General features: G+C 64.6%; 16 protein-coding genes. 10 read left to right on the top strand and 6 right to left on the bottom strand.

Annotated features, from left to right (window positions below; genetic code table 11):
- The first annotated feature begins 56 nt into the window (after positions 1-56).
- The 6 genes from XH96_RS27575 to XH96_RS27550 all read left to right on the top strand — a co-directional run bounded on the left by XH96_RS27575 (position 57) and on the right by XH96_RS27550 (position 6,520).
- On the top strand, positions 57-956 hold the full coding sequence (locus tag XH96_RS27575; protein ID WP_194388556.1) for a LysR family transcriptional regulator: 900 nt from the start codon (positions 57-59) through the stop codon (positions 954-956).
- Between the two features lie 225 nt (positions 957-1,181).
- Complete coding sequence (locus XH96_RS27570; protein WP_194388554.1) at positions 1,182-2,009, top strand: HD domain-containing protein; 828 nt, start codon at positions 1,182-1,184, stop codon at positions 2,007-2,009.
- Positions 2,010-2,045: 36 nt separating this feature from the next.
- On the top strand, positions 2,046-2,942 hold the full coding sequence (locus XH96_RS27565) for an alpha/beta fold hydrolase (protein ID WP_194388552.1): 897 nt from the start codon (positions 2,046-2,048) through the stop codon (positions 2,940-2,942).
- Between the two features lie 151 nt (positions 2,943-3,093).
- Positions 3,094-3,669 carry an HdeD family acid-resistance protein gene (locus XH96_RS27560; protein WP_194388550.1) on the top strand — a complete coding sequence of 192 codons (576 nt, stop codon included), beginning with the start codon at positions 3,094-3,096 and terminating at the stop codon, positions 3,667-3,669.
- A gap of 191 nt (positions 3,670-3,860) precedes the next feature.
- Complete coding sequence (locus tag XH96_RS27555) at positions 3,861-5,072, top strand: ABC transporter substrate-binding protein (RefSeq protein WP_194388548.1); 1,212 nt, start codon at positions 3,861-3,863, stop codon at positions 5,070-5,072.
- Between the two features lie 233 nt (positions 5,073-5,305).
- On the top strand, positions 5,306-6,520 hold the full coding sequence (locus XH96_RS27550; RefSeq protein WP_194388546.1) for an acyl-CoA dehydrogenase family protein: 1,215 nt from the start codon (positions 5,306-5,308) through the stop codon (positions 6,518-6,520).
- A gap of 60 nt (positions 6,521-6,580) precedes the next feature.
- Here the strand turns inward: XH96_RS27550 and XH96_RS27545 are convergent, their stop codons facing one another.
- The 5 genes from XH96_RS27545 to XH96_RS27525 all read right to left on the bottom strand — a co-directional run bounded on the left by XH96_RS27545 (position 6,581) and on the right by XH96_RS27525 (position 12,791).
- Positions 6,581-6,949: a response regulator gene (locus XH96_RS27545; protein WP_194388544.1), complete on the bottom strand. Its 369-nt coding sequence runs from the start codon at positions 6,947-6,949 to the stop codon at positions 6,581-6,583.
- A gap of 98 nt (positions 6,950-7,047) precedes the next feature.
- Positions 7,048-7,521, bottom strand: coding sequence for a response regulator (locus tag XH96_RS27540; RefSeq protein ID WP_194388542.1), 474 nt, complete (start codon positions 7,519-7,521; stop codon positions 7,048-7,050).
- Between the two features lie 164 nt (positions 7,522-7,685).
- Complete coding sequence (gene arsA, locus XH96_RS27535) at positions 7,686-9,440, bottom strand: arsenical pump-driving ATPase (RefSeq protein ID WP_194388540.1); 1,755 nt, start codon at positions 9,438-9,440, stop codon at positions 7,686-7,688.
- 71 nt (positions 9,441-9,511) lie between these two features.
- Entirely contained in the window at positions 9,512-10,699 is a 1,188-nt protein-coding gene (locus XH96_RS27530) for an acetyl-CoA C-acyltransferase (protein WP_194388538.1), read from the bottom strand.
- A 352-nt stretch (positions 10,700-11,051) separates the two neighbouring features.
- The gene (locus XH96_RS27525) at positions 11,052-12,791 is read right to left on the bottom strand and encodes a methyl-accepting chemotaxis protein (protein WP_194388536.1); all 1,740 of its coding nucleotides are present in this window, start codon (positions 12,789-12,791) and stop codon (positions 11,052-11,054) included.
- A gap of 251 nt (positions 12,792-13,042) precedes the next feature.
- Between XH96_RS27525 and XH96_RS27520 the strand changes: the two genes are divergently transcribed.
- The 4 genes from XH96_RS27520 to XH96_RS27505 all read left to right on the top strand — a co-directional run bounded on the left by XH96_RS27520 (position 13,043) and on the right by XH96_RS27505 (position 19,530).
- Positions 13,043-14,425: an ethanolamine ammonia-lyase subunit EutB gene (locus XH96_RS27520; protein WP_194388534.1), complete on the top strand. Its 1,383-nt coding sequence runs from the start codon at positions 13,043-13,045 to the stop codon at positions 14,423-14,425.
- Between the two features lie 150 nt (positions 14,426-14,575).
- Positions 14,576-16,162 (top strand): B12-binding domain-containing radical SAM protein, encoded by a 1,587-nt coding sequence (locus XH96_RS27515; RefSeq protein WP_194388532.1) that lies wholly within the window; start codon positions 14,576-14,578, stop codon positions 16,160-16,162.
- 6 nt (positions 16,163-16,168) lie between these two features.
- Entirely contained in the window at positions 16,169-16,954 is a 786-nt protein-coding gene (eutC, locus tag XH96_RS27510) for an ethanolamine ammonia-lyase subunit EutC (RefSeq protein WP_194388530.1), read from the top strand.
- A 209-nt stretch (positions 16,955-17,163) separates the two neighbouring features.
- On the top strand, positions 17,164-19,530 hold the full coding sequence (locus XH96_RS27505; RefSeq protein ID WP_194388528.1) for an RND family transporter: 2,367 nt from the start codon (positions 17,164-17,166) through the stop codon (positions 19,528-19,530).
- Positions 19,531-19,562: 32 nt separating this feature from the next.
- Here XH96_RS27505 and XH96_RS27500 read toward each other — a convergent pair whose 3' ends face one another.
- A complete protein-coding gene (locus XH96_RS27500) occupies positions 19,563-20,408 on the bottom strand; it encodes a hypothetical protein (RefSeq protein ID WP_194388526.1) in 846 nt (281 codons plus the stop codon).
- Between the last annotated feature and the right edge of the window lie 31 nt (positions 20,409-20,439).

Below are 20,439 nucleotides of genomic sequence, written 5' to 3'. Positions count from 1 at the left end.
GGTTTTGCTTTTGCCGGGTCCGGAAGACGGGGAGTTTCGATTTTGGGGCTGTTGTGGTGGCGTTGACGTCGTCGCGCGTCCGGGCGGTCAATGCGGTGTTCGAGACCGGCAGCTTTGCGGCCGGAGCGAGACGGCTGGGGGTGTCCCAGCCGTCAGTTGCGCAGCTCGTGCGTGATCTGGAGGCCGAGTTCGCGGTTGCGCTGTTCGATCGGCACGGCCAGACTCTGATCGCGACGCCGCTGTGCCGGAGGCTCTACGCAGCGACGAGCCGCATGCAGGCGATCGAGGCGGACGCACTGGCCATCCTGCAGCAGCGCGATGAGCTCACGGGAGGTGAGCTCCGCATCGGGCTCGGCAACGCCATGCCGGGCATGGCGCTGATCGCAGCGTTCCGTAATCTGTATCCGAAGATCCAGATCAACATCGAGATCGGCAGCTGGTCGGCGATCATGGCAGCCGTGGTCGACCAGCGCGTCGACGTTGCCGTCTTGCCGGAGGTGCCGCAGGACAACCGCTTCCGGCGCGAGCCTTGCGTGCAGCAGCGCGTCGTGGCGATCTGTCATCCCGTTCACGAGCTCAGTCGTGAATCGCGCGTGTCCATCGCCGGCCTCGTGCAATATCCGCTGGTCTTTCGGACCCGGGATTCCGCGACCCAGCGCGCCGTGGACAGGGCCCTTCGCGCCGTCAACCTGCGCGCAACTCCCGCGATCATCGTCAATACACGCGAGGGGATGCTGGAGGCGGTTGCCAATCGGCTTGGTGTCGGCTTTGTCTGGGAGCACGGCTCGAGCCGCATCGACCGGATCGCGAAGGTGGCGATCGCGGAGATCGAGGCGGAGTCACCCGAATACATCTTCTCGCTGGCCGGCAAACGCGGCAAGCTGGTCGAGCTGTTCTATCTGGCCAGAAGTCTTTCGCGCTCGGCCGAAGGTGCCGCCATGCTGGCCGCGCCCTGATGCGGTAGTCGGGCCTGGAGTCGACCCCGGCCCTCCGGCACCTTTGGTTGTGGCATACTGTGGCGTCAACCGTGATGTTGCGCGGCGGGACGGCAAGATATTTACGTATTTTTGCTTCGGAGTTTGGTGACCCGGCCGAAGATGGGCTATGCTCCCCGCTGCGTCGAGGAGAAGAATGACGTCGGGAGAGAGCATGGGATACCAGCGGCGGACGGGGCTGCATCCATGATGACGTTGCCGAGACTGGCGGCCGAGACCCTGGAGAAGATGCTGGGTCGGTTCATGCGTCGCCGGTACGACGAACCTTCCGCGAGGGTACTGGAGGGATCGACGCGCACCGCGATGGAGTGTATCGGCAACAGCGACGCGCTCTACCACAACATCGAGCATACCATGCTCGTGACTCTGGCCGCTCAGGCGATCCTCTCGGGACGCAATCTCCACGCGCATCTTGCGGCGGAGGACTACCTCCACATCCTGATCGCCTGCCTGGCGCACGACATCGGCTATGTCCGCGGCCTGTTCCCGGAGGATGACGAAGACGGTTTCATCATCGACGAGGCCGGGACCAAGGTGTCGCTACCGCGCGGTGCATCGGATGCCAGTTTGATGATGTATCACGTCGATCGCTCGAAACTGTTCGTGCTGCGGCGGCTGCCGCCGATCCGCGGTCTCGACCCGGAGCGCATCGCGCGTGCCATCGAAGGGACGCGCTTTCCCGCCCGTGAAGGCCAGGAATATGACGAGGAGGCCTCGATCCTGCGCGCGGCCGACTTCATCGGCCAGCTCGGCGATCCCAACTATCTGCGCAAGGCCAACGCGCTGTATTACGAGTTCGAGGAGGTCGGCATCAACCGTCAGCTCGGCTACGATTCGCCCGCCGACATCGTGAACCGCTACCCGCAATTCTATTGGAATAGCGTCGCACCGCACATCCAGACCGAAATCGGCTATCTCAACAAGACCGAGATCGGCCGGCAATGGATCGCCAACCTCTACAGCAACGTGTTCCGCGCCGAACGCGACATCTCGCTGTCCGGTCCGCAGAAATAGGCCGGGCTACGATCGCGGTCACTCCGCAAGACATGCATGCAACAGAAAACCATCGCCACTGACGTCCTCGACATCGCCTACCGCGAATACGGCGTGCCGGAGGGCTGGCCCTGCATCCTGGGGCACGGCTTTCCCTATGACGTGAACGCCTACGCCGAGACCGCGCCGATCATTGCACGAGCCGGCGCGCGCGTTCTCGTGCCCTGGCTGCGCGGCTATGGCCCGACGCGGTTTCGATTCCCGGAGACGCTGCGCTCCGGCGAGCAGGCGGCGCTGGGCGCCGATCTCCTCGCCTTCATGGACGCGCTCGGCATCGAGCGCGCCGTCGTCGGCGGCTATGATTGGGGCGGGCGTGCGGCTTGCGTGGTCTCGGCGCTCCATCCGGAACGCGTGATCGGGCTCGTCTCCGGCAATTCCTACAACATCCAGAACATCGCCCGCGCCATGGAACCGGCCTCGCCGCCGGAGGAGGCGGCACTCTGGTATCAATATCTCTTCCACAACGAGCGCGGCCGCCGCGCGCTGGAGCGCAACCGCCGCGGCTTTGCCCGTCAGCTCTGGGCGATGTGGTCGCCCAAATGGGCGTTCGACGACGCGACGTTCGAAGCAAGCGCTGTGTCCTTCGACAATCCCGATTTCGTCGATGTCGTGATCCACTCCTATCGCCACCGCTACGCGCTGGTGGCGGGCGACCCCGCCTATGCCGCGATCGAGGCGAAGCTCGCCGCCCAGCCGCCGATCCGCGTTCCGACGATTGCGATCGACGGCGACAGCGACGGCGTCAATTCCGGCACGGCCCACCACGCGCGCAAGTTCGAGGGGGTTTTCGAGCGGCGCGTCTTCAAGGGTGCCGGCCACAACCTGCCGCAGGAGCGGCCCGCCGAATGGGCCCAGGCCGTGCTCGACATTCGCAACGCTGCCGAGCGCGCCTGATCATTGCCGCACCTGGCAGACGTATTCGCCGCATTCGATCTTGATTTGCGTCAATGTTGCTGCCGATGAGGAGTGTTCTGCTGGCTGTCGTCCCGGTGCGGTTCGTGCTATCTTGAATTGTGCCTCCGGGCTTTGCACAGGAGTGGCGACCATGACGAGTGCTTCGGATACGTCTCACCAAGCGAGTCTCGGTTCGGGCATCGCCGCGCTGCATGCCAAATGGGGCTGGATCGTCGCGCTCGGCGTCGTCTATCTGATCGCCGGCTTCGTCGCGCTCGGCAGCGTCGTGATGGCGACGGTGGCGAGCGTGATCGTGGTTGGCGCGATGATGATCGTAGCCGGTGTCGCCGAGGTGATCGGCGCATTCCAGGTGAAGAGCTGGGGAAAATTCCTGATCTGGGTGCTGCTCGGCGTGCTCTATATCGTCGCCGGCTTCCTGACCTTCGAGAATCCGCTGTTCGCGGCAGTCCTGCTGACGCTGTTTTTGGGGGCATCGCTGATCGCCTCGGGCGCCGTCAGGCTGTTTCTCGCCTTCAGCATGAAGCGCGAGAGCCCGTGGGTGTGGGTTGCGCTCTCCGGCGCGATCACGTTGCTGCTCGGCCTGCTCATCGTGGCGCGCTGGCCCGTGAACAGCGTCTACATCCTCGGCCTGTTTCTCGGTATCGACCTGATCATGGCCGGTGCCGGCTGGATCAGCCTCGGCTTTGGCTTGAAGCGACGCGGCTAGGCGCAGGCGCGCGCAGCCCTCTGATCGCCTCTCCGATGGGAGATGAAGCGCAGACACATGTGCCACGCCGCCGCTGAGCCATCAGCAACTCGACGCAAGACCGTGTTGTGGAACTCCGCTGATCTGACGCGCTGACGAAAAGCAGCACGCCGCGTGACTGCCTCGCGCGGCGATAATCAGTGGGAGAAACTATGAAAGCCGCTTTGGCTCTGGCCGCAGCGCTCGCTGCCGCCTGCGTGTCCGCCCCTGTCTGCGCGCAGAAATCGTACGGTCCTGGCGTCAGCGACACCGAGATCAAGATCGGCAACACCATGCCTTATAGCGGCCCGGCCTCGCCGCTCAGCATCACCGGCCGGGTGATCTCCGCCTATTTCGACGAGATCAACGAGAAGGGCGGCGTCGGCGGCCGCAAGCTCAATCTGATCTCGCTGGACGATGCCTTCTCGCCGCCGAAGACGATGGAGGCCGCACGGCGCCTCGTCGAGGGCGACGGCGTCGCCTTCATTTTCGCGACCATGGGCACCGCGCCGAGCTCGGCCATCGCGAAATATCTCAACAGCAACAAGGTGCCGCAGATATTCCTGATCAGCTCGGCCTCGAAATGGAACGATCCCGCCAACATGCCGTGGTCGATCGCGCTGCCTTGGGCGCCGAACTACACCAGCGAGGCCGCGATCGACGTCGCCTATGCCCGCGCCAAGAACCCGAACGCACGCTTCGCGGTGCTCTATCAGAACGACGATGCCGGCAAGGAATATCTGCGTGGCGTCAAGGAGGCGCTCGGCACCGACGCCGACAAGGCGATCGCGATGGCCTCGAGCTTCGAGGTCGCCGACCCCACCGTCGATTCCCAGGTGCTGACCCTGGCCAATACCAAGGCCGACGTCTTCCTGATCTATTCGGTGACGCCGCGCGCCTGCGCACAGGCGATCCGGAAAGCCCATGAGGTCGGCTGGAAGCCGACGCGCTTCATCGCGAGCGGCTGTGCCAACAAGGCGACCGTGATGGTGCCGGCCGGCCTCGACGCGGGCAAGGGCGTGCTGTCGCTCGGCTCGCTCAAGCCGTTCGTCGCCGAGCCCAAGGACGATCCGGCGATGACGGCCTATATCGATTTCATGAAGCGCCGCCTGCCCAATGCCGACGTCAACAACGTCGCCGGCCTCTACGGCTACACCGTCGCCGAGGCGCTGGTGGTGCTGCTGAGGCAATGCAAGGACAATCTGACGCGCGAGAACATCATGGCGCAGGCCGCCAACCTGAAGAACGTGCCGCTGTCGCTGCTGATGCCCGGCATCACCCTCAACACCACGCCGCAGGATTTCCGCCCGATCAAGGACGGCTACATGCTCCAGTTCGACGGCAACGACTGGGTCGTGGCGAGCGAGCTCCTGCGCGGGACGTGATGGGTGGGCCGCAGAGACGGTGCACCCTCTCCCCTTTGTGGGAGAGGGTGGACGCGCGAAGCGCAGCCGGGTGAGGGTTATGGCTCCGTGAGTCGTCTCTACATTTGAACTCTCGGAACAACCCCTCATCCGGCGCCATAGCCGAAGCTTTGCTTCGGCGTTCTTAGGAACGGCTGCCGAAGGCAGCCTATGCCACCTTCTTCCACAAGGGGAGAAGGGAACAGGAGCCCACAATGGACTTTCAACACTCTCCCCGTTCGCTTGAGCTGCAGGACCGCGTCCGTCAGTTCATGCGCACGCATGTCGAGCCGGTCGAGGAGCTCTATTACGAGCAGGTCAAGCCGGAAGCATCGCGCTACAAGACGCCGCCCGTCATGCAGGACCTGAAGCGGCTGGCGCGGGAGCAGGGGCTCTGGAACCTTTTCCTGTCAGGCGAGCATGGCCCGGGCCTCTCCAATCTCGAATATGCGCCCGTGAAGGAGATCATGGGCCGCATCCTCTGGGCGCCCGAGGTGTTCAATTGCTCGGCGCCCGACGTCGGCAACATGGAGGTGCTGGCGAACTACGGCACGCCAGCGCAGCAGGTGCACTGGCTGAAGCCGCTCCTGGAGGGACGCATCCGCTCCGGCTTCTCGATGACGGAGCCGCAGGTTGCCTCCAGCGACGCCACCAACATCCAGTGCGAGATCAGGCGCGACGGCGACGACTATGTCGTCAACGGCCGCAAATGGTTCACGTCAGGCGCGATGAACGAGGATTGCGAGATCCTGATCGTGATGGGGAAGACCGCGCCGGATCATGCCGACCGCCATCGCCAGCAATCCATGATCCTGGTGCCGAAGAACACGCCCGGAGTCCGCATCGTCCGCGACATGCTCACTTACGGCTACGACGACGCGCCGGTCGGCCACCCCGAGATCGTCTACGAGAATGTCCGCGTGCCCGCCGGGAACATCCTGCTCGGCGAGGGTCGCGGCTTCGAGATCGCGCAAGGCCGGCTCGGCCCCGGCCGCATCCACCACTGCATGCGGCTGATCGGCTGCGCCCAGCGCGCGCTGGAATTGATGTGCCAGCGCGCGGTCTCGCGCACGGCTTTCGGCAAGCCGCTCGCCGAGCAGGGCTCGGTGCGCGAGGACATCGCAAACTCCTTCTGCGAGATCGCGCAGGCGCGCTTATTGACTCTGCAGGCCGCCGACAGGATGGACCGCGAAGGCAACAAGGCCGCGCGCGACCTGATCGCGGCCGCCAAGATCGTGGTCCCCAGCATGGCGGCCCGCGTCATCGACCGCGCCATCCAGATCCACGGCGCCGCCGGCGTCTCGCAGGATACGTTCCTCGCGCGTGCCTACGTCTACGCCCGCTTCATCCGCATCGGCGACGGGCCGGACCAGGTGCATCTCGCCGCGGTGGGCAAGGAGCTGATCAGGCGGGGCGGGGTGATGGGGTAGGGGATATTGTGAGATCGACGAAGGGCGGTACGTTTCCTGGCGGTCAGGCCGATCTCCGAGTCATCCCTTCGACACTTTCGCCATCGTCCGCCGTCCTTCCTGGGGGCGCGGCCGGCGCCCGCCCGTCAATCGCAGTATTCGACGATGGAGAATTTGAGCGTCGTACGGCGCCGGAAGCGGCCCTCCCTCGCACAGCGATGCCGCGACGTCGACAGCTCGTTTGGTAGTTCCAGTGAGGTGCAATTCGAGATCGGGCCGATGATCCCTGAGCCATTTCGCGATTCCGAAGCCGTCGCCAGCCAGCTCGACACTGCTGATCACGACATGCGCCGGGATGCTGCAATCTTCAAGCAACCGGATCGCCTCGTCGGCGGATCGCGCCTCCAGCACCTTGTACCCGCACCCTCGCAGATAGTCGGCGAGCGACATGCGCACCAGGACGTCCTGTTCGGCGAGTACAATCGTGCGGGAAGCGGTGGTTCGATCTATCTGCATGCCCAACAACCGGCAAGCGGTCGTCTTCGTTCCTAAGCGCCGACGATCGATTTGATGTGCCGGATAACGTTGGGAATATCCCACGGCTTCGCGACGAACTGATCGAACTTGGCGCCGTCGGGCGGCCGTTCGGATGACGTGATTATTACCTTCAGCTCGGGATATTCACGCTTGATGACGCTCGCGAGGCCGACCCCGTTCATCGATCCCGGCATCTGTATGTCAGTGACAACGAGCGAAACCTGGGTTCTCGATCGAAGAACCTCCAGAGCTTCATCCGCGTCGCCGCACTCGATCACGGACATTCCGTTCGCTCTCAGCTCGTCTGACACCGTGGTGCGGACCAGAACGTCGTCCTCTACGAGCAGGACAGGAGCTTTCGAAAGGGGATTGGTGTCGGTATCCAGCATCCTGCCCGTGGTCACTTTTGACACCCATTCAACAGCTTGGCCGGAAACAACCGTTCGCGGGAGGGTTCGTTCCAGGCGGCGATTTTTGTCATTCAAGCCGGTGCTGCCGACGTGAGCCTTAGCGTATGTTAAGGCCCAACAACGCGGCCCCAGCCGCATCCATCATTGCAACTGCTCGCCGTTCAGGCCGCCGACCAGATGGACCGCGAGGGCACTTCGTCTTTTTGACCTGCAGCAGACATCACGCAGTCGAACTACGTTCATGACAGACGACGCAGCTCTTCCACACCGATTGGAGGCTTTGCTCGCCACCCGACAATGAAAGCGCGTTTTGCGAGCCCGTTCTGAACGCGAGCGATCTGCGTTCGCTCTCTGTCGAGCCGAAGCCGCAGCAGGGGATCGCGGGTTCCCGAGACGGCGAGGCTCTTGTTGATCACCCAGCCGTATGGTTCGACGCCGGCGCGCCGCAAGTCATCCTGAAGGGAGGCGGCCTCGGAAACCGGCGTCGTCTCCGGCAGCGCCACGAGGATAACCTTTGTGTGATTCGGGTCCTGCAGCCTCATCAACGGGGTAACGATACGTCCTGCACCGGTCGGTGCAACCTGGCTCGTCATCTGGCGGTGATAGGCGCCGGTCGCGTCCAGCAGAAGGAGCGTGTGGCCTGTCGGCGCCGTGTCGAGCACGACGAAAGCGCTCCGCGCCTCCGCAACAATGTGTGAGAAGGCGTGGAACACGGCGACCTCTTCCGTGCATGGCGAAGCGAGATCTTCGAGCAGCAGGGCTTTGGCCTGCTCGTCCAGGTTCCGGCCCCGGCTCGCCAGTATCTTTGCGACATACCGCTCCGTTTCAACCCGGGGATCGATCCGGTCGACCGTCAGACCGGGCATGACGCCATCGACGACAAAGCTGACGTGAGCTGCGGGATCGGTCGTGCTGAGATGAACGGCATGACCGCGCTTGGCCAATCCCGTGGCGATGGCCGCGGCGATCGTCGTCTTTCCGACGCCCCCCTTACCCATGACCATGACGAGGCCATGCTTGCCCTGCGCGATGTCATCGACCAGCCGATTCAGTCCCGGCAGGTCGATCGGTTCAGTGCCGGGCTCGGTGGATACAAGCGGTGGCTGATTGGTCGGCGATAAAAGTGCCCGCAGAGCCACCAGGCCGATGATGTCGAACCCAAGCAGAGGAATTTCGTCTCGCTGCAGTTTCGTGAGCGATGCAGGCATTGCGGCCAGTGCCTCGTCCTGATCCCGCTCGATGGCAACTGCAACGACATCGGTCGGGTCCGTGGCATGGAAGCGCCCATTCACCGCGAGAAGCTGGTTCGAGAGATTGAGCGCGTCAAGTTCGGCCGCCGTTCTGGCCGCCTCGCGGATCGCACCGCGGTCGGCGCGGGTGACCAGAATGATGGTGGTCTGCTTGGAATTGCCCAAGGCTTGGAGCGCCTTGCGAAAGCGATCCTCCTGCATCTTCAGACCTGAATGCGGCCCGAGGCAGGATGCTCCCCGATCGTTGTCCTTGAGAAAGCCGGTCCACGCCTTTGGCAGGCTCAGGAGCCGCAACGTGTGACCGGTCGGGGCGGTGTCGAATATGATGTGATCGAACCCCGCGATATCGCCGTCCAGCAGTCCCACGAACTCGTCAAAGGCAGCTATTTCGGTGGTGCAGGCGCCGGAGAGCTGCTCGCGCACGGTCGATCGCTCGTCGGGAGGAACCTCCGGTCCGAGCTGTTCAAGCACTTTACTGCGATAGTTTTCGGCCGCAGCCTCGGGATCGATATTCATCGCCGAAAGTCCGGTCGCGCTTGGCACCGGGGTGGGGCGATCGGTCAAAGTGACCTCGAGCATCTCGTCGAGATTCGACGCAGGGTCGGTGCTGACGATAAGGACGCGCAGTCCGCGGTCGGCCAGGCTAACGGCCGTGGCGCACGCAAGAGAGGTCTTGCCGACTCCGCCCTTGCCGGTAAAGAACAGATATGGGGTTGGGGCGGTCAGCGCGCGAAAGTGGGGCAATATAGGCAGTCCTCAGGCCGCAGAGGTCACGCGGCATTTTCCGATCGGTCGGGATGCCGCGTGAGCATTGCTCAATTGATCGATTCAAGCGCAAGCGCAATCCCCTGGCCGCCGCCGATGCAAAGAGTAACGATACCCTTTTTGATGCCGTCGCGTTTCATCGAATGCAGCAATCGAGTGGTCAGGACCGCGCCGCTGGCTCCGATCGGATGACCATGCGCGATTGCACCGCCTTCCACATTGACGATACTGGCGTCGAGACCCAGGTCCTTCGCAACCGCAATTGCGATCGCCGCGAAGGCTTCGTTGATCTCGATGCGCTGGACATCAGATACCTTCCAGCCGGCCCGTTCGAGCGCCTGCTTCACCGCCGGCACCGGCCCCAACCCGAACATGCCTGGTTCGACAGCGCCTATCCCGTAGGCAACCAGACGCGCCATCGGCAGCAAACCCTTCTTGTCGGCCCAGGCCCGATCGGCGACGATCATCGCCGACGCGCCGGTATTGAGCCCGGGCGCGTTGCCGGCCGTAATGGTGCCGTCTTTACGGAACGCTGGCTTCAGCTTGCCGAGGCTTTCCATCGTGGTATCGGGCCGGTTGTGCTCATCCTTGTCGAAATGAGTTGGACCCTTGCGGGAGGCAATTTCGACGGCAGCGATTTCTGCGGCGAACTTGCCGGCAGCCTGGGCTGCGGAAAATCGCTTCTGCGAGCGTTCGGCCCAACGGTCCTGCTCTTCGCGGGTGATCTGATGCGAGGCTGCGAGATCCTCGGTATGCCATCCCGAATGTTGCCCGGAGAAGGCGTCATTCAGGCCGTCCATCAGCATCGCATCGAAGATCTTCGCATCGCCCATGCGATAGCCCCAGCGCCCGGAACCCATGAGATACGGCGCGCGGTCCATGTTCTCCATGCCGCCGGCAACCGCGCTGTCAACGAACCCGAGCATCACCTCCTGGGCAGCGCTTGCAATCGCCTGCGCACCCGAGCCACAGACCCGGTTGACTGTCAGTGCCGGAACAGCGACGGGAACGCCGCCATTGATGGCCGCTTGCCGGGCTGGATTCATCTTGTTGCCGGCCTGGATCACGTTGCCCATAACGATAGTGCCGACATCGCCGGGCGACAGCTTCGCGCGCTCAAGCGTTGCACGGATCGCCACGGCGCCGAGATCGGCGGCCGGAAAATCCTTCAGCGTGCCGCCATACGTGCCGATGGCGGTGCGCACGGGTGAACAGATCACGACTTCCTTATTGGCCATTGGTCATCTCTCGCTCTCGCTGCATCGCTCTGCGATGGGGCATCTTGCGAAGTTTATGAACGACCCGGCCAAGGCTCTCTTGAGATGGATCAACGGACCGGAGGGCCAATCTGATCAATGGTCCGATCTCGGTCTCAGGCGCTGTGGAATTTTCCGGGAGCTGTCGGCGGCGGGCCCCGAGGCCGCTATCGACTCCATGGACCCAAACGCTGCCTTCCGGGCACATGGCGGGCGCGACAATTCTTGGGAGCAAGCCTGCTCTGCACGCGCGCGCCGACCCCCGCCTGCTGTGCATGGGGTTGTTTTCGCACCTTTTGTGTCAGCGCGGGCTTCGCGGCCCGCGCCCGCGCCGTCATCCCGCCCTGGCGAGGCGGTTGTCCGCCGACCCTGCGCGCAGGTTCTGGAAGAACTTCTCCACCTCGCGCGACAGCGTGTCCGCCGTCGCCGTCAGGCTGCTCGCCGCCGTCAGCACCGAGGATGCCGCCGTGTCGGTCTCGCCGATGGCGTCGCGCAGCGAGGAGATGTTCGCCACAAGCGTCTCGTTGCCCTGCGCGGCGCTTTGCGCATTGGACGAGATCTCGCGCGTGGCGGCGTCCTGCTGACTGACGGCGCCGGCGATCGCCGAGGTCACCTCGTTGATCTCGCGGACCGCGCCGCCGATCTCGCGGACGGCATCGACGGCGTTGCGGGTCGAGGCCTGGATCATCGCGACGTTCTCGCTGATTTCGGCCGTGGCCTTGGCGGTCTGGCCCGCGAGCGCCTTCACTTCGTGGGCGACGACGGCGAAGCCGCGGCCGGCATCGCCGGCACGCGCGGCCTCGATGGTGGCGTTCAGCGCGAGCAGGTTGGTCTGCTCGGCGATCGCCTGGATCAGGCTGAGCACGCCGTCGATGCGTTGCGTGGCGGCGGCGAGGCTCTCGATCTCGGAGATCGACTTCTCGGTGCGCTGGCCGGTCTGCTCGACCGCGCCGGCGCTCTGCCGCACCTGGCGGCCGATCTCCACCACCGAGGCCGACAGTTCCTCGGCCGCGCCCGCCACTGCCGTGACGTTGTGCGAGGCCTGCTCGGTGGCGTTCGCCGCCGTGCCGGCGCGGCTGTTCGCATCGGCGGTGACGCGGGTGATGGTCTGCGCGGTCTCGCGCATCACCGAGGCGTTGTCGCTGAGGCCGCGCATGATCGCGCCGATCGCCTCGCGAAACTGCTCGACGGATCGTTCGATGTGGCGGGCGCGCTCCTCGCGCGCGGCGGCGTCGTTCGACACTTGCGAGGCGAGATTGCGGTTGCGGCCCATGGCGTCCTGGAACACCTGGATCGCGCGGGCCAGTGCGCCGATCTCGTCGGCGCGCTCAGAGTGCGGCACCACGACGTTTTCGGCGCCGTCGGCGACCTTCTTGATGGTGGCGGTGATCGAGGCGAGCGGCCGGGCGATCGAGCGGGCGATGATGACGATGCCGATCACGACGAGGGCCAGCGCCACGCCGCCGAGACAGGTCAGCACGAACGACAATGCGCGATTGGTCTCGGTCTGCTGCGCGATCTGCTTGGCGCGCTCGGCATAGACCTTGGACAGCGCCTCGAGGTCCTTGTTCAGCGCCGAGCGCACCGCGCGGTTGGCGTCGTTGTCGCCCCATTCGCGGCCGGCGGCTGCATTGATCTCGACGCCGCGGCGCACCAGCTCCTTGCGGAACTCGACGAACTGCTCGATGCGCTTCTTGAAGGTGGCAAACTGTTCGGCGTCGTCGGCCTTGACGATGGTCTCCCAGCGCTTCACGACGTCCAGGATCTGCGCGTTGAACTTGAGCAGGCCATCGCCGTATTTCTTCACCACGGCCGGCTCGGTCGACATGTAGACGCCGCGCGATTCCATCACGACCGCATAGACCAGCGAGTTGACCCGCTCGACGTTCAGCGCGGCGGCATTCGCCGTCTCGATCGCGCTGGTCAGGTCGGCGCTGCGGCGGCTGTTGTAGTCGGACAGCATCGCGATCGCGGCCGTGAGCAGCGCGAACAGCGCGAAGATCGCATAGAGCTTGGCGGCAAGCGTGAAACGGCCTGCCGGCTTGGCGGCATTCCCAGATCGGTCTGATGTCATGGTGTGCAGGGAGCCCGGAATGGCCTGAAGCGGCCGGTGAGCGGGGTCGTGTAGAATTGATGCAAAGCTTTGCAGGAGGAAGGTGGATGTGGCGTTAACGCGCCCGCCGGGCTCCGTCCGTCCTTGGTCGAACGAAAAGTAAGATATTTCAGCGTCTTGATCCCAAGGTATAGTCTCAGGATAGTCTTTCAGCATAGTCTTTCAGCATAGTCTTGGAGTCGGCCGTTGGCCGACCCAGCCCGGAGAGCCCCGTGGTCTACCGCCACAGCATCGACGCCACGACCTACACCTTCCCGGATCTGCGCGACCTCCTCGCGAAGGCGACACCGCCGCGCTCCGGCGACCGGCTTGCCGGAATTGCCGCTGCCAGCTCCGAGCAGATGATCGCGGCACGGATGGCGCTGGCGGATGTGCCGCTCGGCCAATTTCTCCAGGAAGCCGTCATTCCCTATGAGACCGACGAGGTCACCCGCCTCGTCATCGACAGCCACGACGCCAAGGCCTTTGCGCCAGTGGCATCGCTCACGGTCGGGGCCTTCCGCGACTGGTTGCTGTCCGATGCTGCAACGCCCGACATCCTGCGCCAGCTCGCGCCCGGCATGACGCCGGAGATGGCGGCCGCAGTGTCAAAGCTGATGCGCAACCAGGATCTGATCCTGGCGGCGCGGAAATGCGAGGTCACCACCGCTTTCCGCAACACCATCGGGCTGAAGGGGCGGATGAGCACGCGGCTCCAGCCGAACCATCCGTTCGACGACGCCAGGGGCATCACCGCCTCGATCCTCGACGGCATTTTGCTGGGGGCCGGCGATGCCTGCATCGGCATCAATCCTGCGAGTGACGATCCTGCCGTCATTGCCCAATTGCTGCGGCTGCTCGACGAGGTCATCGCGCGGCTGAAGATCCCGACGCAAGGCTGCGTGCTGACCCATGTCACGACGACCCTGTCGCTGATCGGGCAGGGCGTGCCGGTCGACCTCGTCTTCCAGTCGGTCGCCGGCACCGAGGCCGCCAACCGCAGTTTCGGCATCGATCTCGCGCTCCTGAAAGAGGCGCAGCAGGCCGGGCTGTCGCTGCGGCGCGGCACCGTCGGGCAGAACGTGATGTATTTCGAGACCGGCCAGGGCTCGGCGCTGTCGGCGGGTGCCCATCACGGGGTCGACCAGCAGACCTGCGAGGCGCGCGCCTATGCGGTCGCCCGCGCTTTTGCCCCGCTTCTCGTCAACAGCGTGGTCGGCTTCATCGGCCCGGAATATCTCTATGACGGCAAGGAGATCATCCGGGCTGGACTGGAGGATCATTTCTGCGGCAAGCTGCTGGGCCTGCCGCTCGGGGTCGACATCTGCTACACCAACCATGCCGAGGCGGACCAGGACGACATGGACAATCTGCTGACGCTGCTCGCAGCCGCCGGCGTCACCTTCATCATGGGCGTCCCCGGCGCCGACGACGTCATGCTGAACTACCAGTCGACGTCTTTTCACGACGCGCTCTATGTCCGAGACGTCTTCGGCTTGCGCCGCGCGCCGGAATTCGACGACTGGCTGGTGCAGTCGGGAATTACAGGCGCCGATCTCCGCCTGGCCCGCGATGCAGGCCTGCTGCCCGATTTTGCCTCACGGTTGATCGCGTGAGGGGGCGCGCGAACTCGCACCCCGATGAAACTATCGGCGCCCCCCGGAATTGTGCTTGTGCCACAATATTGAGAAATTCCGGCGACAGCATTACCCTGAGTCTGGCTGGCAATTTCCGCACTATCGATCGAGCGTGGCGGGGGAGCTTTGATGCGAGCTGAAAGTAACGGAACGTCCCGGCGGATTCTCTGCGTGTTTCCGCGCTACACCTCGTCCTTCGGTACGTTCGAGCATTCCTATCCCTTGACCGACGGCGTCCGCGCCTTCATGCCGCCGCAGGGGCTGCTGCTGATCTCCGCCTACCTTCCGACAGAGTGGCAGGTCAAGTTCGTCGACGAGAACCTGCGCCGGACGACGAAGGAGGAATTCGAATGGGCGGAAGCGGTCTTCGTCAGCGGCATGCACATCCAGCGCCAGCAGATGAACGACATCTGCCGCCGCGCACATGAATTCGATCTGCCGGTCGCGCTCGGCGGGCCCTCGGTCAGCGCCTGCCCGGACTATTATCCGTCCTTCGACTATCTGCATGTCGGCGAGCTCGGCGACGCCACCAACCAGCTGATCGATATCCTGTCGCGCGACACCTCGCGTCCCGAGGCCCAGGTGGTGCTGACCACCAGGGACCGCGTGCCGATGACGGAGTTTCCGATTCCGGCCTACGAGCTCGCCGACGTGAAGAAGTATTTCCTCGGCAGCATCCAGTACTCCAGCGGCTGTCCCTATCAGTGCGAGTTCTGCGACATCCCCGGCCTCTACGGCCGCAATCCGCGCATCAAGTCGCCGCAGCAGATCATCGCCGAGCTCGATCGCCTGCGCGAATGCGGCATGACCGACACGGTCTATTTCGTCGACGACAATTTCATCGGCAACCGCAAGGCGGCGCTGGACCTGTTGCCGCATCTGATCGAATGGCAGAAGCGGACCGGCTACGTGGTGCGGCTCGCCTGTGAGGCGACGCTCAACATCGCCAAGAGGCCCGAGATCCTCGAGAAGATGCGCGAGGCCTATTTCGTCACCATCTTCTGCGGCATCGAGACGCCCGATCCGGACGCGCTGAAGGCGATGCAGAAGGACCACAACATGATGGTCCCGATCCTGGAGGGCGTGCACACCATCAACTCCTACGGCATGGAGGTCGTGTCCGGCATCATCATGGGGCTCGATACCGACAAGCCGAACACCTCGGAAGCGCTACTCGCTTTCGTCGACGAGTCCCGGATTCCGCTGCTCACCATCAACCTGCTCCAGGCGCTGCCCAAGACGCCGCTGTGGGACCGGTTGGAGCGCGAGGGCCGCCTGGTCCACGACGACGGTCGCGATTCCAACGTCGACTTCCTGTTGCCTTATGACGAGGTCGTCGCTTCGTGGAAGCATGCGATGGCGGTCGCCTACGCGCCCGAGAAGGTTTACGCGCGCTACCAGTATCAGTGCGACAATGTTTACGTGCGCCGAGTCAAGATGCCGGTGCCGGACGAGATGAAGACCTGGCCGAACATCCGGCGCGGCCTCGTCATGTTGCGCAACATCTTCTGGAAGGTCGGCGTGCTCGGCGACTACAGGCGCGTGTTCTGGAAGTTCGCGCTCGGACGCATCAAGCGCGGCGACATCGAAGGCCTGATCGGCTGCACGCTGATTGCGCACCATCTCATCACCTTTGCGCGCGCGGCCTCCAGCGGCAAGCAGAACGCCTCGAACTATTCGATCCGGCTGCGCGAGGCCGCCGTTCCGGCCGAATGATGCGACATGTCTGATCCGGCTCTGCCGCGCCGACCGACCCTCGATCTGCGGGCGTTCACGCCCGCGCGCGTCGCGCTCGGGCGCAGCGGCGCGAGCATGCCGACGAGGGCGCTGCTTGATTTCACGCTGGACCATGCCCGCGCGCGCGATGCCGTGCATGCCGCCTTCGACACGCCGCGCCTGGTCGCCGACCTCGGCGCGCTCGGACTTGCCGTGACCGAAGTGAGGAGCCGGGCGGTCGATCGCAGCGACTATCTGCGGCGGCCGGATCTGGGACGACAGCTTGAACCCGGTTCGGCGCAGCTTCTGGCACGAAGCGCCCCGGCGCCGTGCCAGCTCGCGATTGTGATCGGAGACGGCCTGTCTGCGGCGGCGGTTCAGGCCCATGCGGCGATCCTGGTGAGGCGCCTGTTGCCATTGCTTGCGCAGGGGGATGACGTCGCGATCGGCCATGTCGTTGTCGCATCGGGCGCGCGCGTCGCGCTCGGCGACGAGATCGGCGCCATTCTCGGGGCACGCATGGTCGCGATGCTGATCGGCGAACGGCCCGGCCTGTCCGCGCCCGACAGTCTCGGCGCCTATCTGACCTTCGCACCGAAGCCCGGCCGGACCGATGCCGAACGCAATTGCGTGTCGAACATCCACCACGCTGGTTTGAACTACGACGAGGCCGCCTTCAAGATCGCCTGGCTCGTCCGTGAGGGGCTCGCGCGGGAGACCACTGGCGTGGCTCTGAAGGACGAGAGCACGGACCGGGCGCCGCGTCGAATTGGCACGGCGCCGCCGGGATGATAGGCGGTCGGGACCCGAAATCGCCGCTTCTTGATCGATTCGGGCACGCTTCGCCTGCTTGCGAGAAGACCTGTTGACCTGCTAAACCCCTCGCGGCGATTTTCCGCGCATTTTCAAAGGGCAAGCCTCCCATTGGTATGGCGTTTTCAAGCCGTTCGCGGGGCGCAACAAGCTCTCAAGACCGAGCCGATTTAGGAACTGGATAAGGCATGCTCGAAAAGCACAGCGAGAATGAGGTTCATGTCGACAAGGTCGAGCAGGGACCTGCGTCCTCGATCGCCTTCGGGCTGGAGCGCCTCGGGCTGATCGCCGTTCGGGCGCCGATCGTCTCCTGCATCGTCCTGCTGGCGCTGATCGTCGGCGCCGTGTTCGGCATCCACCGGATCAAGATCGACGATTCGCTGTCGCAGCTCTTCCGCTCCGACACCCGCGAATTCAAGCAGTATGAAGAGGTGACGAAGAAGTTCCCGGCCGAGGAGTTCGACGTCCTCGTCGTGGTCGAGGGCAAGACCCTCCTGGACCGCAGCAACCTCGAGAAGCTGCGTGACTTCGTCACCGACCTGCAGCTGGTCGATGGCACGCGCGGACTGGTCTCGCTGTTCTCGGCACGTCAGGCGCCGGCCCCGGGCAAGCTGCCGGCGGCATTGTTCCCGGCCGAGCTCCCCGAGGGGGCCGCCTATGACAAGTTCATCGAGACCGTCAAGAACAACGAGATCATCCGCGGCAAGCTGCTGTCGGAGGACGGCACGCTGGCGCTGATCGTGCTCTCGCTCGATCCTGATGTGGTCGGCTCCAACAAGCTGACCAAGACCGTCGGCGACATCCGCGCGCTGATGAAGGAGGACCTCGGCGACACCGGGCTCAACGTGCAGCTCTCCGGCGTTCCGGTGATGCAGCTCGAGATCCGCAACGCGGTCGAGCGCGACGGGCTGACCTACAACATCCTCGGCATTCTCGCCGGCTGCATCATCGCCATCATCTTCTTCCGCAAGATCTCGTTCATGGTCGCGGCGGCATTCCCACCGATGATCGCGATCCTGCTGGCGCTCGGCGCGCTCGGCTGGGCCAATTTCAACCTCAACATGTTCCTGAACGTGATGACGCCACTCATCATGGTCATCAGCTTCTCGGACTCGATGCAGCTCACCTTCGCCGCGCGCGACCGGCTGATCGCAGGACAGGACAAGTTCACCGCGTTCAAGAACGCGGTGCTGGTGGTGGGACCCGCCTGCGTGCTGACGCACGGCACGGCCGGCATTTCCTTCATCGCGCTGCAATTCTCCGACTCCGACCTGATCCGCAAGTTCGGCGAGGCTGGGCTCGCCGCCACCATCATCGCGCTGGTCGCGGTGCTGTCGCTGGTGCCGGTGTTCGGCGTCCTGCTCGTGCGCAACGAGAAGGTGTTCGCCGTCAAGTTCCAGAGCGCGGATGCCGGCGTCCAGGCCCTGCGCAATTTCTGCTACTGGATCGCGGTGCGCATGGTCGGCCGTCCCGGCCTGTTCAGCCTGATCGCAGTGCTGTTCGTCGGCGGCCTCGGCGTCATCTATGCCAATCTGGAGCCGCGCTACCGGCTCGCCGACCAGGTGCCGGACAAGCGCCAGGCGGTCGCCGCCAGCGACCGGCTCGATGCCAAGCTGACCGGCGCCAACCCGGTCAACGTGCTGATCCAGTTCCCCAAGGGCGAATCGCTCTATTCGCCGGAGACGCTCCAGACCATCGCCGACGTGCATGCGACCGTGGAGAAGACGGCCGGTGTCGGCAACGTCTGGTCGCTGGAGACGCTGCGCCGCTGGCTGGCCGAGAAGGCGGGCAGCGCCGACGTGGCGACGTTGAAGGAATATGTCAACGTCATCCCCGAGCACCTGGTGCGGCGGTTCATCGATGCCGCGCAGGATGCCGTCGTGGTCGCCGGCCGCGTACCGGACAAGGATTCCAGCCAGCTCCTGCCGATCGTCGACAAGCTCGACCACGAGCTCGACGCCGTCCGCAAGAAGCATCCCGGCTACGAGATCGCGGTGACGGGTCTTGCCGCCATCGCTGCGCGCAACTCGGCCAGCATGATCGAGAAGCTGAACCACGGCCTCACCATCGAATTTGCGCTGGTCGCGATCTTCATCGGCCTCGCCTTCCGCTCCTGGGTGGTGATGTTCGCCTGCATTCTGCCGGGCATCTTCCCGGTGGTGATGTCGGGAACGGTGCTTTGGGCGATGGGCGAGGGCCTGCAATTCGCCAGCGTCGTCGCGCTCACCGTCTCGTTCGGCCTGGGCTTGAGCGCGACCATCCACTTCCTCAACCGCTTGAGGCTCGAGAGCAAGCCGGGCGTCGGCTCGGCGCTCGCGGTGGAGCGGGCCACCGTGCTGGTCGGCCCGGCCCTGATCCTGACCACGGTGGTGCTGGCCTGCGGCCTCGTCGTCACCGTGTTCTCGGACCTGCCGTCGCTGCGGCTGTTCGGCTGGCTCAGCGCCTTCTCGATGGTCATGGCCCTTGTCGCCGACCTCTTCATCCTGCGGCCGACGGCGATGTGGCTGATCAATCTGCACGCCAGGCTTCAGGGCCCCGACAAGCCCGCGATCTGAGCGCGGCAGGTCGGCGAAGGCGGCCAGCGCTCTCAGGCCTCGATACGGACGATCCCGTACGGATTGAACTTGAAGTCGCCCTCGGCGTAGTCCTGCTCCCGCGACAGCGCGAGCTTGCGATCGCGCAGCGTCGCATCGACGCCGCGCTCGGCCATTGCGTCTGCGATCTCGTCCATCAGCTTCACGGCATTCCGGTCGCTGCCGCGTGCCTTCGCGACATAGATATCCGGCAGTCCGACGAGGTGGAAGCCGACGCTTTCGTTGTAGGTGTCGCCGCCGAGCGGGCGCTTGGCGAAGGCGAGGCGGCATGCCTTGGCGACGGCGGGGGTCACGGCAAGACCCTGGCCGGTGCTGGCGCCCTTGCGCGCCTGATCGGCGAGACTGCGCCATCGCCCGAGGCCATGAGCAACGCCCGCGCTCTCGCCCTTCACGGCGGTCGCCCCGGCCTCGATCATCTCCTCGACGATGCGCAAAGCGGCAGCCGAATAGGCGACCGTCTTCTGCTGCTCCATGGGCGGGCCCAGCACGTAGAGGACCGCCTTGTGGTTGACCACGGCAGCTTCGTCCGTGTCGGACCATGCTTTCGGGAAGACCCGGTCCCAGCACACGCCGAACGACCGGTCCATGTGCGGATCGGGTTTGGCCTGCGAATAGGTACGGTCGATCTCGAAGTTGAAATCGGCGATCGTCCTGGCAACCGCCTCCGGCGGATTCAGCAGGCTTTCGTCCTTGCCGAGAAAGCAGAGCACGTGACGCGGCTTCACTGACGAGGATCGCATGTTCGTGTCTCGCCGGACCCGCGGTTGCTCGTTGGCGAAGGCGGGACTGGCGGCGAACAGCCCGATGGCCTTGAGCAAATGTCTGCGAGTTGGCTTCACGTTTGCAGCGATGTCAGCAAAAAGCCCCCGG

The organism is Bradyrhizobium sp. CCBAU 51765 (genome assembly GCF_015291725.1).
Classification (GTDB): domain Bacteria; phylum Pseudomonadota; class Alphaproteobacteria; order Rhizobiales; family Xanthobacteraceae; genus Bradyrhizobium; species Bradyrhizobium liaoningense.
This window is presented reverse-complemented; position numbering and strand designations above follow the sequence as displayed.

Coding starts and splice junctions, on each gene's coding strand:
- XH96_RS27570 (WP_194388554.1), top strand. CDS start 1,182: ATGATGACGTTGCCGAGACTGGCGGCCGAGACCCTGGAGAAGATGCTG.
- XH96_RS27565 (WP_194388552.1), top strand. CDS start 2,046: ATGCAACAGAAAACCATCGCCACTGACGTCCTCGACATCGCCTACCGC.
- XH96_RS27560 (WP_194388550.1), top strand. CDS start 3,094: ATGACGAGTGCTTCGGATACGTCTCACCAAGCGAGTCTCGGTTCGGGC.
- XH96_RS27555 (WP_194388548.1), top strand. CDS start 3,861: ATGAAAGCCGCTTTGGCTCTGGCCGCAGCGCTCGCTGCCGCCTGCGTG.
- XH96_RS27550 (WP_194388546.1), top strand. CDS start 5,306: ATGGACTTTCAACACTCTCCCCGTTCGCTTGAGCTGCAGGACCGCGTC.
- XH96_RS27545 (WP_194388544.1), bottom strand. CDS start 6,949: ATGTCGCTCGCCGACTATCTGCGAGGGTGCGGGTACAAGGTGCTGGAG.
- XH96_RS27530 (WP_194388538.1), bottom strand. CDS start 10,699: ATGGCCAATAAGGAAGTCGTGATCTGTTCACCCGTGCGCACCGCCATC.
- XH96_RS27525 (WP_194388536.1), bottom strand. CDS start 12,791: ATGACATCAGACCGATCTGGGAATGCCGCCAAGCCGGCAGGCCGTTTC.
- XH96_RS27515 (WP_194388532.1), top strand. CDS start 14,576: ATGCGAGCTGAAAGTAACGGAACGTCCCGGCGGATTCTCTGCGTGTTT.
- eutC (WP_194388530.1), top strand. CDS start 16,169: ATGTCTGATCCGGCTCTGCCGCGCCGACCGACCCTCGATCTGCGGGCG.
- XH96_RS27505 (WP_194388528.1), top strand. CDS start 17,164: ATGCTCGAAAAGCACAGCGAGAATGAGGTTCATGTCGACAAGGTCGAG.